The sequence below is a fragment of the Paenibacillus sp. 10L310 genome, assembly GCF_056395745.1.
Window position 1 is genome coordinate 474,054 of record NZ_JBFTKC010000003.1, and the last position, 12,317, is coordinate 486,370.

Here is a 12,317-nt window from a genome sequence, read left to right on the forward strand (position 1 = left end):
ACATGAATAAGCAAACAAACCCCAAGTTTAGAACCTTGGGATTTGTTTGTTTTTTTCTCTGAAAATTTCATTATGGGAGGAGACGTACGCCATCATGGGAGCATCTGGAGTCAAGTATTTTTTCGCACTATTTACAGCTAAAATCGCATCGTTGAAGGCTCCGGCAATAAGTCTGACTTTGCTATCGTGAGTTGCACAATCCCCTGCAGCAAAAATACCCGGGAGGTTCGTATTCGCATGTTGGCTCATTAGAACCATTCCATCGTCCATTTCTAAGCCACAACTGGCAAGATCACTTAAATTGCTTTTATATCCATGACTAACTACGACTTCATCCACATCTAACAATACATTTTCCTGACTCTCCATATGCGTAATTACAACCTGATGGATACGTTCACCATGATTATGAAGCCGTGTGATGCTATATGGTGTTCTGACATCCGTTACATTGTTCATCTCGCTAACATTGCGTTCCATTGCACGAAACTCATTTTTTCGGTGGACGACCACTACGCTCCGTGCAAGTTGAGCAAGTTCAATTGCCCAATCTACTGCACTGTTGCCTCCTCCTGAAATGAGCACACGCTTCCCGGAAAAATGTTCTGGATTTTGCACGGTGTAATGAAGATTCTCATGCTCATATTGAATCGGCTCCTGAAGCTCCAATTTCTGAATTTCTGCGATACCGCGGCCTACTGCGACAATGATTGTACGCGTATAGTGTATGTCGCCTTCAGCAGTATACAGAGCCAAAATATCGTTGTCCAGTCGAGCGAACCGATCTACTATGCAATTCAATTCAACCGTTGGATTAAAGGTATTCGCCTGCTGAACCAGATACTCAATCAACTTTGAACACTTCATTGGTGGCAGGCCACCCACATCCCAAATAGTTTTTTCGGAATAGGTATGCAGAAAACCACCAAGTTGGTCTTTGCCGTCAATGATCTTAACTCTCATATCACGCATCCCGGCATAAAAGGCCGCATATAATCCTGCCGGTCCGCCTCCAATGATGGTTACATCATAGATATCTTCTTCATTCATTTTGGACACATCCTGTTATTTAGTAGTGAATTTAGAGATATGTGTAACATGAACCGTTTGCTTTATTTATTTTTCTCTTCAAAAACAGCTACAATGTCATCAATAACATACTGATCAGCCAGTGGAGACATCCCCAGATTGAGCCATTCTTTACCACCAACCATGTACACATGATCATTTTTGACTGCTTTCAGATTTTTCCATAGTGAAGTTGCCAACATCTCTTCAAATTTCTTCTTAATTTCAGGATTCTTATCGTCATCCAGTTGAACGATCAAGTGATCTGCATCGTATTCAGGCAACACTTCCATGGATACGGACATGGCAACTTGATCTTTCGGGAAATTCGGGAGCGGATTCATACCCAGACGCTTGTGCACGAAGTTTCCACGGTCAAGGTTCTCCCCGTGAAGGACGATTTCTTTTTCCATGACTCGAATATAGAGAACTGTTTCTTCTCCGATCATCTCGTTTAATTTGTCGGCTGCAACTTTTTCCTTCGCTACCAAATCTTCAATAACCTTTTCTGCCTGTTCTTCTTTGTCCAGAATTTTGGCAATATCACGCAATTCGTCCCGCCAATCATCACGTTGTGGAAGAAGTACAGTCGGTGCAATCAGAGAAAGCTGATCATAATCCTTTTCGGACCACCAGTCAGGAGCTATAATCAAATCAGGCATTGTCTCCATAACCGCTTCAAAATTCGGCGTTCGTGCGATGCCCATTTTCATGGTATTCGCGAATGGCTCTTCCAAATAAGAAGGATGATCCTCGTGATAGTTCTGCACAGCAACAGGTACGATGCCAAGTGCATACAAAAACTCCGGATATACAAGGGACAGACCCACTACTCTTTGTGGTTCAACCGGGATTTCAATTTCTCCCATCTTTGTCGTCACTTTTTTTACCTGACTTGTTTCTGTTGTGGATGTATTGGCAGAACCAGTCTTCTGACCTTCGCTCGTGGCCTCATCTTTCCCCGCTGTACCGCAAGCCGCAATAATGAGCACCAACATCATGGTGCATAGTACCGTTAACCATCTGAATCTCATTCTTTATGTACCCCCTATATGGCATTTAGTTATGACAACGTCTAATTAATAATAATTATCATTATCATTTGATATAGGAGTAAGTATATTAAAATATGTTCAGGTATGATATTGACTATTCAGACTTTTTGCTATGGACGATCTTGCCATAACTTTAATATTTCATCCAACATAAGCTCATGAGTAAACGCAGTGTAGTCCAGCAGGACGCTCGACAAAAGGATATCCATTCTGCCATTCTGTACCGCTAACAACTCAAGCCATTCTTCAGACTTACGTACAGCAGACCATGTCTGCCTGGATGTCTCATCATCACCAACAATTAATAATATTCTTTCCACGTTGAGAACAGATAACTCCTTAATGGTTACTGTGCCCCGTTCCCAATAAGTCTCAACTCCTTCGGGACCCTCCATTTGCATATCAACGTAAAAAACGGAAGCAATGCTCCTTGGGCCTAACATCTGCAACGCTTCACCATAAACTTTGAGTACAACTAATCTGTCTTTTCGTATGAAATCCTCAAGCTGGTCCTTTATGGTCGTTGCCTTCTCTTCATATCTTTGAAGCCATACCTCTGCAATATCAGACCTGTCCAAAAAGCTTGCAACATATCTCAAATGCTCTCTCCAATCTCCTTTTTCCCACGGGAGGTCACACACAGGAGCAGTGGAATGAAGCTGTCTTTGCAAATCCTCAGACTCCGTCCCAACAGTAATAATATAATCAGGTTTAACTAATCGAAGCTGTTCCAGCCGAGTGGTCTCACTCTCTGCGAGTGGCATAACTTTGTCCGTTTCATATTTACGTCGGTAATAGTATGTCCACGGATGACTTGCCGGCGCGGCACAGGGAATGATCTGCAATGCAAGCAGTATACCAATGCTCACAGAATGAACTGCAGCAATTTTTTGTTTGCTATTACGTATAAACGCTGCTGGTGGAATGCCAGAGATTTGCTTGAATTTACGCCGGAAATACGTCTCATCCTGATAACCCACGTACGATGCCACATCCTTGAGTCGATAACTGTGATCATTTCTCATTAAGATCTGGGCTTGTTTAATTCGGTATAGCGTTAGATAGTCCACTGGACTATAACCATACCTTTTCTTGAATAAACGCATGAAATGTCGAGGGCTCATTCGTGCCACATTTGCTAATTCCTCAATGGTTAATCTCTTCGAATAATTCTGCTCCATGTAACCTTTGACATGTTCAATTGGTGAAGCCAGGTCCGTCTTTTCGGTAAGGGCCACGTCGTAAAACATGGTATACAACAGTTCCTGAAAACGAATCTGACCATAGTACCTTTGCAAACCATCCTTCTTCAACGTGTGGTGGTAAATCATCTGACAGATCACACCAACAGCAACGGGTGAAGATGAGCTGACCTCGCCATTTATTTCATTACGTAAAAGTTGCTTCATCATTTCAAGGGCTGTTCCACCCTCCTGCTCCAGTGCGTACATGACATCAAAACTCATGTGATACACGCCTCTTTCATCCAACGAATGCACATTTGCCTCAACCAGTTGCCCCGGGAAGCCTACATACAGTCCGCCCGCCTTCAATTCGATGAAACTGCCATCTATCTTTAACCACCCTTGCCCACTGGCTACAAATAATAACATGTATGTTTCAATGAAGTGTTTCCTCAGAAGCCACTCCGTCGCAGGATCACTCGTATAATTCACGTGAAGGAGCCTAAAATTCATATGATCCAGGTGATCCAAATGCTTTGAATTTATTTCGTTGTTGTCCATCTGCATTGATCTCCCTCCAGCCATGAACGATTGTATTGATTTCATTCTTCAAAAATATAACATACCACACTAACGAATAAAAAAAACACTCCGGCTATCCTCTAACCTGTCTTCAATGAATAAGATGCACTTATTATTGAATGATCAGGCTAAAAAACACCAGAGTGTTATAAGTTCATATGTGTTCAGACGCTTAACAGGCGTCCGAAGGTTTCATCACAAAAATCTGTATTGAGCTTCTATTAATCCATTATAGACGCCTTGTTTTTGGATCAGCTGCTCATGGTTACCCTCTTCTTTAATTTCACCATGATCCAGGACGATAATGTTATCTGCATTCCGGATGGTTGAGAGACGGTGAGCGACCATAAAGGACGTTCTTCCCTGCAACAGCACCTTCAACGCTTCCTGGATTTTAAGCTCTGTCTCCGTATCAATACTGGCTGTAGCTTCATCCAGAATCAGTATGCGTGGATCAGCAAGCAACGCACGGGCAAAGGATAACAGTTGTCGCTGTCCCATGGATAATACGTTCCCGCGTTCCTCTACTTCGGTATCGTATCCGCCAGGCAGCTTCATGATGAACTCATGTGCATTGACTGCTTTGGCTGCGTCCTCCACCTCTTCATTCGTTGCATCCAGTCGTCCAAATCGAATATTGTCACGAATCGTACCCGAGAAGATGAAGGTATCCTGTAATACAATGCTGATCTGGCTGCGTAAACTCTCTACCGTTACATCCCGCACATCCTGTCCGTCAATGGTGAGACGTCCGCCGGATATATCATAGAAACGACTGATCAGATTGATGATCGTACTTTTACCTGAGCCCGTATGACCAACAAGTGCAATCGATTGTCCCGCAGCCGCTGAGAAGCTGATCCCTTTCAGCGCCTGTCTGCCCTTCTCGTATTCGAACACCACATTTTCGAATGCGATATCTCCTTTAATAGAAGGAAGTGGCTTGGCACCTGGTTTATCCGCAATACTTGGTTTTTCATCCATGAATTCGAAGATACGCTCCGATGATGCCATTGCAACCAGCAACTGATTGTACATCTGTCCCAGACGGTTGATTGGGTCCCAGAAGTTGCCGACATAGTTGGCAAAAGCGACAAGTAATCCCACGGTCAACTGACCTTCCTGAATCAGGTAAGCACCAAACCAGAAAAGGATTAACGTACCGAATCCGCCGGTAATCTCAATCAGCGGTCCAAAGCCCTGGTTCATCGCTGATGCTCTATCCCATGACTTTTTGCTGGACAGGTTCATGTTGTCAAAATATTTCATGTTCTCTTTTTCCTGTGTGTAAGCCTGAGTCACTCGAATCCCCTGAATGGATTCATTCAAGTGGGAGTTGATCCGAGAGTTCTTCATGCGCACATCCTGCCAAGCCCGACGGATCAGCACCCGCAGTTTGGTCGAGATGATAAACATGATTGGCACCGTAATGATCACGGCAAGACCCAGTTTCCAGTTAATCAACAGCAAGATCACAATGATCCCGAGCAACTGTACGCAGTCGATCATGACGTTAACTGCACCGTTAGTGAATAGATCCTGAAGGGAGTTAATATCATTCGTAACACGTACCAGTACGGAACCTGCCGGTCTTTTGTCAAAGAAGTTAAAGGACAGCTTCTGGATATGCTTGAACAGATCCGAGCGAAGGTCATAAATAACACGCTGTCCGATAATGTTTGTCAATTTGATCCGGTACGTATTGGCAGCCCACTGGATGAGATACAACACAAATATGGAGCCTGCAATAAGATAAAGCATAGTCATGCTTGGCAACCCCGTTGCCGGTGCGATGGCACGGTCAATCGCCAGACTGATCAGAAAAGGTACGGACAATTTTGTAATGGTACCCAAGATCATCATTAGAATAACAAGTGGTAACAGTTGTTTCGCATAAGGTTTCATGTATGCAAATAAACGTCCGAACTCTTTCCAGTTAAACGGTTTTTCAATAATTTCATCATCCTGATACACAAATCGTTCATTCAGTTTCTTCTCAGAGGCCACTTTTGCCTCGCGCCTGTCTGCTATCGTTTCGGCACTCATGAATTCACCTGCTTCCCAGCCTCCCGCTTACCGCGGGCAATATAATCTGCATATTGAATTTTATAAACATCCTGATATGGTCCAGGCACTTCAATGAGTTCGGTATGTTTACCACGTTGTACCACACGACCTTCATCGAGCACCAGAATCTCATCTGCATGTCGTAGTGAAGATATCCGGTGTGCAATAATAAATGTCGTTCTGCCGCGCATAACTTCCTGGAAACCGGACTGAATCTCGTGTTCTGTCTCCATGTCCACGGCGCTTGTTGCATCATCAAGTACCAGAATTTTTGGGTTTTTCAGCAAAGCCCTTGCAATCGCAATCCGCTGTTTCTGTCCACCCGATAAACCCATACCGCGCTCACCAACCACCGTGTCATATCCGTCCGGGAACTCCATAATGAAGTCATGAGCCTTGGCCAGCTTGGCTGCACGGATGATCTCATCCATGGTGACGTTCTTAAGCCCGTAGGAAATATTATTGCGAATGCTGGATGAGAACAGGAATGTTTCCTGGAAAACAGAAGCGATCTGACTCCGCAAACTGCGGATGCCTATGTCTTTAATGTTTTTGCCATCCAGCTTGATCGTTCCTGAGTTCACGTTATAGGCACGCATCAGAAGCTGAATGATGGTCGATTTACCTGACCCTGTTCCCCCGAGGAAACCGATTACAGAACCGGGTGCAGCGTCAAAATTAATATCGGTTACTGCTGGCATTTTGTTGCCATAGGCAAAGGTAACGGATTCAAATGTCACATGGCCGTTCACCTGGTCTGCCTCAACAATGACTGGATCTTGCGTTTCTTCCACATCCACTGGCGTATTCAGCAGCTCGAGCACCCGTTCACCTGAAGCTTTGGATTGCGTATAGTTGTTGATATGGAACCCAAGGTTCCACATTGGACCGATTATGTACCAGATCAAACTGAAAAAGGCAACGAGTTCACCGAGTGTCAGCGTCTTCTGTATAACCATTCTTCCACCGATCACCAGCAACAGCACGATACTCACCGAAGCAAGGATCTCCATGATCGGAAAATAGCGACTCCACAATGTTGCGGCATGAATCTGATTTGTTTTGTAACGCTCATTACGTATGGAGAATTTCTCCACTTCATAAGGCTCACGTGCAAAGGATTTTACCGTACGTACGCCAGTAATATTCTCCTGTACCGCTGTTGTCAGTGAACTGAGCGCCAGCCGCATCTCCTGAAACGCAGGGTGAATTTTGGATTCGAATCTCAGCGCAACGAAGGCAAGTAATGGGATGCATATGAGCGTGAACAGCGTAAGCTGCCAACTCATGGTCATCATCATGATTGCGCCAAATACGACCATGAAAACCATATTAAGAATCTGGGCGAAACCAAATCCGATAAAGTTACGGATGGCTTCCAAATCTCCCGTGAGGCGGGACATCAGATCACCTGTCTTGGCCGTATCATAATAACGGAAGGATAAAAATTGAAGCTTTTCGTAACATGCATTACGAAGTCTGTACGCCAGGAAGTTACCCAAGCGTCCTCCAAAAAAGCCATGTAAAAACTGCATTCCCGCTTTTAAAATAACTACACCTAACACAGTCAAGGCAATTATGGGAACGTCTTCAAAAGTTCGCGGAACAATGATGTCATCAATCAGTATCCTCAGCATGTACGGATACACCAACCCAAGTGCGGTCGCTAAGGCGAGGAACAAGATTGATACAAATAAATACGTTCGCTTTTCCCAAAAAAAGGTTTGCAGTTGCCTAAGAACATCCATGTTTCTCCTCCTCTTATGTCGTTCAAAAATACTATGAACATTTATGAAGTTTATCACCGTACCCCATTCGCGGCAAAGCGAATAACAGACCATATTCTGCCTGCTTTCAGCTTATTGACGCATTAACGAAGGTAAATACCCACCTTTCAATCAAATGTTTGAATATTCTCTTTATTTCAGGTTGTTCGTACCAAAAAAAGGCTCCCTATATGCCTTTTCGGCAGGGGCCCTTTTGGGTTGATTTTCGCAACATTTTCAATGTGTTGCTGTATCATTCATTTTGTTTTACAAAGACTTCCAGAGAATACGCGTTATGCCGTGATTTTAACTGCGTTCAATCTGTTCCAGTTGGTTAGACAAGCTGGTCCATTGCTCCGCCGGAATTCCGCTCTCCAGTGTATCTTGAATTCCACTTACCGCCTCGTCCAGACGTTCTTCCAACTGACGGGATTGGTGTTGCAAGGATTGACAAATCTGGTTGTCATAAAACTGAATCAGTTTGTCTTGCGCAGCAGGAAGAACTTCAATGATCATCTGTTTGAGGACAGGATCAAGTGCCTCCTGTAATCGCTGACGTCCATCTCCTTCGAAGAACTGTTTCGGATTGCGGAAATAATTCAAATAGCTTTTCCATCCAGACGGTTCTTCCAGACGAACTTCTTCAAGCACAGGTGTACTCCAGCGTTCGTTCAGTGGCAGTGACACATCCACGCCCCCTGATAACTGTCTCACATCATCTATACAATCCGTAACTTGCTTCGTCAGCCAGGTCTGACCTGCCTGTTCAAGTCTGAGGGTGGTAGCAAGCAGTTCCTGCTCCAGTTCAATGGCAATCATGCGTAACAGTTCACGTCCACAGGCTGCAAAAGCCGTCTTCAGATTGCCCCGATCCTCCCGAAGTACGGAAGGATGGAATGCTTCTGCCATGAATAGACCAAGGCGATAGGCAAGTCGCTGCCGCACATGGAACAGCAACTCTGCTGTTTCCTGTGACAGTTCTTCCTTCATGGATCTCTCTGCAAGTCGCTGTATGCGCTGGCGTGACTGTCCCTGGATCGTCTCCAGTTCATCCCGCCGCTGCTGCAATGCTTCCTCACCCTGAGCCGCATCCTCTGCACGATTCTTCAACCGCTGAATGACACGTGCCATCTCTTCGGAAGCTCCACCTACGGCAAGATCGGCTAATTCTCTGCCTGCAAATTGGTTGAACTCTTCCTCAAAACGGATAAAACCGGATTGCTCAAGCAGCTTCGAATCACCTGCCATCTTGCCTTCCATCGCCAGTATGCTGGATACCGGGAAGAGTCGTGGTGCCCGAATTCCATTACTGCGCAGTTGGGTACTCACATGATCGAGAACCTGCTCCAGTTCTTCCTCAGAGGAAGACAAGTCACTGGCATTCACAACAAAGAACATCTGATCCATGGCAGAACTATCCTTAACACGTCCCAACTGATTCAGGAACTGGCGATCTCCTTGTGAGAAAGCATGGTTGTAATACGTGACAAAAATGAGTGCATCCGCATTCTTCATATAATTGAAGGTTACACCCGTATGACGAGCATTCACGGAGTCCGCTCCTGGTGTGTCTACCAATACAATGCCTTGTTCAGTCACATCACAACTGTAATAGAGATCGATACTGTCTACAAAACAGGACTTCTTCTCGTTTGCGACAAAGTTACGATAACCGTCCAGATCCACCAGCACATCCTGACCTAACTGGTCCACTGTTTCTTCCCAGCCGGCTGCCGCTGCCTGCAAAAAGCTGTAGTGCGGGCGCCCCGCCGGATGCACATCCTGTGGCGAGAGGGAACGTACTCGCTTCTGCCACTCCGCTCCAGGCTCGCCCAGTCCGAGCAGACGGAAGGAATAGGCGAGGTCTTCCTGGAAGGCGTCCCGGGTCTTCATCCGGACCCGGGCTGTTCCATGCTCCGCGCCCCCGGCAGGAGCCATGATCCGGTTAATCGCCGCTGTTGTTGGATGCGGCGAGACCGGTAGTACAGCTTCGCCCAGCAACGCGTTGGCGAAGGAGGATTTGCCGGCGCTGAATGCTCCGAACAGCGCCAATGTGAACGTGCCGCCCGCAAGCGAAGCCGCGCGTGCACGCAGATCCCGTACCGCCGACCCCATGGCGGGGTACGGCTCTACCAGCGCAGCAGCGGCTTCGAGTCGTGCCGCTGCTGCGTCCAGGCGTCGGCGTCGTTCAGCGCCAGCCGACGACGATGGCCCAGGCACCGCCGCCGCGACTGCGCGCTGCGCTGGCGGTGCCTCTGGCGTCTGTGGCTGCGCAGCCACAGACGTTGACGTGCCCGCATGCGAACCGGGAGCTTCGCCCGGTTCAGGCACCGCGGGCACGTGCGGGCCCTTCACCTCCGGCAATAGCCCGGAGGGGAGGGGGCCCGCATGGGGCAGCAGGCTGCGCAGCCCTGCTGCCTCTGCGGCGGCGCTGCGCTGGAGCGCCGTGTAGCGCGCCGCCGCCGCGGATTGCGCCAGCAGCGCTGCGCGGCTGGCGTCCAGCGCCTGAAGCGTGGCTTCGCCTCGCGCGCCCAGCGCCTCCAACATGCGGTCGGCCAGCATCATGGCCGACCTGCGATAGCGGGCCTCAATCTCGCCCCGCACATCTTTACTAAACTGAATCACATACTCTGGAGATACCTCTGCACTCGCACTGCGTTTCATCTCCAGTAGTGCCTCATCTACAGCAGGCAGTTCCGTATTGAGCGACTGCTCCCACTCCGCTCCCCATAGCTGATGGGATTCACCCAGCTGTCTAAGCATTGTACGAATATGTACCTCAACTTGTCCGGAAGCCTGATCCTGCAATAACCGCACCAGTTCAGAAGCACGACGTTGTTTCTCCTGCTCGGTTTTGCCACCTGAGAACAATAAGCCTACCCTGAAACCTGGTTTGCGGCTCTCCAAATAGGCGGCAGCCGACGCACGAATATCCGCAGGAGTAAGATTTGCATTTGCCAGAAGAGGTTCCAGCTCTGCCCGGAATTTCTCACGCACTCGCGAAGGCCCGGTACGAATGTCTGCTGCTTGTTGATCAAGAAGCTCCAGCTCTCGTTCCAAGCGTTCAATTCCTTCCTTGCCACCAATCTCATCCAGCAGGGAATTCTCTTCGTCTTCACGTTTCTCGGCTTCTCTCGTCAAGTGTTGCTCCGTTACATGACTGGCCGAACTTGCCAAACTGTGCGTAATTAACGCTTCCTTCTCTTGCATCATGTGTCCAATGAGTTCCGGAAGCACATCCCACTGGTTGTAGCGATGCTGCTTGTCGCGGAGGGAAGTAAACAACAGTCCGTCATATCTAACTTCCCAGGCCGCAAATATAGCTTCGACACCTTCGGTATATTGGTCAAAAGAGAGCTCACGCTCCCGATGCTTGTCGATCTGGTTCACGATCAAAAACAACGGTTTGCCCCAATCCGACAGACTCTTGGCAAATGAAAGGTTGGTCTCGGACTGGACATGGTTATAGTCCATGACATAGAACACCACATCCGCCAGATGGAGCGCTGAATGGGTTGCGAGACTATGTCCGCGATCTGTTGAATCCACACCTGGTGTATCCAGCAGGACAGCATCATCTTTCAGCAGAGGAATATCATCCCATACCTCAATTGAGCTATAAGCTCCACCATTTTTGCAATACGCCTCCAATTCCTCTGGAGAAACTTCAAGTGTTCCTGCTCCATTGTCAGCGCTTACGTTTGGAGTAGTATAAATAAGCGCTCTTGGCTTACCATTACGTATGGATACCACATTTGCACTTGTTGGCACGGGACTTGAAGGCAGCACCCGCTTACCGCATAAACTGTTGATGAGACTCGATTTGCCTGCAGAGAAATGACCACAGAACGCAATCGTCAGATGTTTCATTTCCGCCTTGCTGATTAAATCCGTTATAGCCTGTACAGCCGTATGGTCCCCTGTCTGCTCCATCGCTTCACGCAGCGGAAGCAGAGGTTTGGCCATTTCTTTTGGGTAATCTGTTCTGGACATGACTGGCCTTCCCCCTGGCTCCTCTAATTTGACATCCGTTTCGACGTCTATCTCTTTTACAACATTTATTTTAACATTATCAAGTTTGAATTTGAACGGTTGGAATTGAATATACATAAATGAACGTATAAGTCCTATAATCTAAAAAAAATAAAACCGAACAAGTCGGTTTTATCTGTAATACGTTTTATACTTGGTATTTAGCAAATGCTTACGCCAAGTGTCTGTTGCATGAATGCGATGTGATCACCTTAACCACAACGATCCTCATGACATTAATACAACAGAAACAATAGTGTAATCACTTCTTATGAAACTGCGTTCTCCATGGAAGGTAGCAAGATTTCAAATACTTGTCCATGTTGCAGAATTGTAATGTCTCTGCCTTTGTCTCTCATAACAACAACTTCGGGTTTAACGGACATACGCTCCAGATAATGTTCAGGCACGTCGCCAGAGTGGCTTACTGTGATACCTTCTACTTCTTTTTCTTCATTTTCAGCCATTTCCTGTTCAACGATTTGTTCAAAGATATCGGAGAAGGCCTCAAAATTGTCAGTGTACACGGAAATGCATTTCATGATTATTCATCCTTTTCTGCT

7 protein-coding genes are annotated in these 12,317 nt (G+C 46.8%); all 7 read right to left on the bottom strand.

What is annotated here, in order from left to right:
- Nucleotides 1–27 precede the first annotated feature (27 nt).
- The 7 genes from AC1DE7_RS11160 to AC1DE7_RS11190 all read right to left on the bottom strand — a co-directional run bounded on the left by AC1DE7_RS11160 (nt 28) and on the right by AC1DE7_RS11190 (nt 12,296).
- Entirely contained in the window at nt 28–1,050 is a 1,023-nt protein-coding gene (locus AC1DE7_RS11160; protein WP_127549560.1) for an NAD(P)/FAD-dependent oxidoreductase, read from the bottom strand.
- 62 nt (nt 1,051–1,112) lie between these two features.
- A complete protein-coding gene (locus tag AC1DE7_RS11165; RefSeq protein WP_339283193.1) occupies nt 1,113–2,102 on the bottom strand; it encodes an ABC transporter substrate-binding protein in 990 nt (329 codons plus the stop codon).
- Between the two features lie 131 nt (nt 2,103–2,233).
- The gene (locus tag AC1DE7_RS11170) at nt 2,234–3,736 is read right to left on the bottom strand and encodes an AraC family transcriptional regulator (protein WP_477534383.1); all 1,503 of its coding nucleotides are present in this window, start codon (nt 3,734–3,736) and stop codon (nt 2,234–2,236) included.
- Nucleotides 3,737–4,084: 348 nt separating this feature from the next.
- On the bottom strand, nt 4,085–5,935 hold the full coding sequence (locus tag AC1DE7_RS11175; protein ID WP_036613270.1) for an ABC transporter ATP-binding protein: 1,851 nt from the start codon (nt 5,933–5,935) through the stop codon (nt 4,085–4,087).
- A complete protein-coding gene (locus AC1DE7_RS11180) occupies nt 5,932–7,704 on the bottom strand; it encodes an ABC transporter ATP-binding protein (RefSeq protein ID WP_477534384.1) in 1,773 nt (590 codons plus the stop codon). Before AC1DE7_RS11180 ends, AC1DE7_RS11175 begins: the two co-directional genes overlap by 4 nt.
- A gap of 324 nt (nt 7,705–8,028) precedes the next feature.
- Nucleotides 8,029–11,715 (bottom strand): dynamin family protein, encoded by a 3,687-nt coding sequence (locus tag AC1DE7_RS11185; RefSeq protein WP_477534385.1) that lies wholly within the window; start codon nt 11,713–11,715, stop codon nt 8,029–8,031.
- A 308-nt stretch (nt 11,716–12,023) separates the two neighbouring features.
- The gene (locus AC1DE7_RS11190; protein WP_017687779.1) at nt 12,024–12,296 is read right to left on the bottom strand and encodes a hypothetical protein; all 273 of its coding nucleotides are present in this window, start codon (nt 12,294–12,296) and stop codon (nt 12,024–12,026) included.
- Nucleotides 12,297–12,317: the final 21 nt, after the last annotated feature.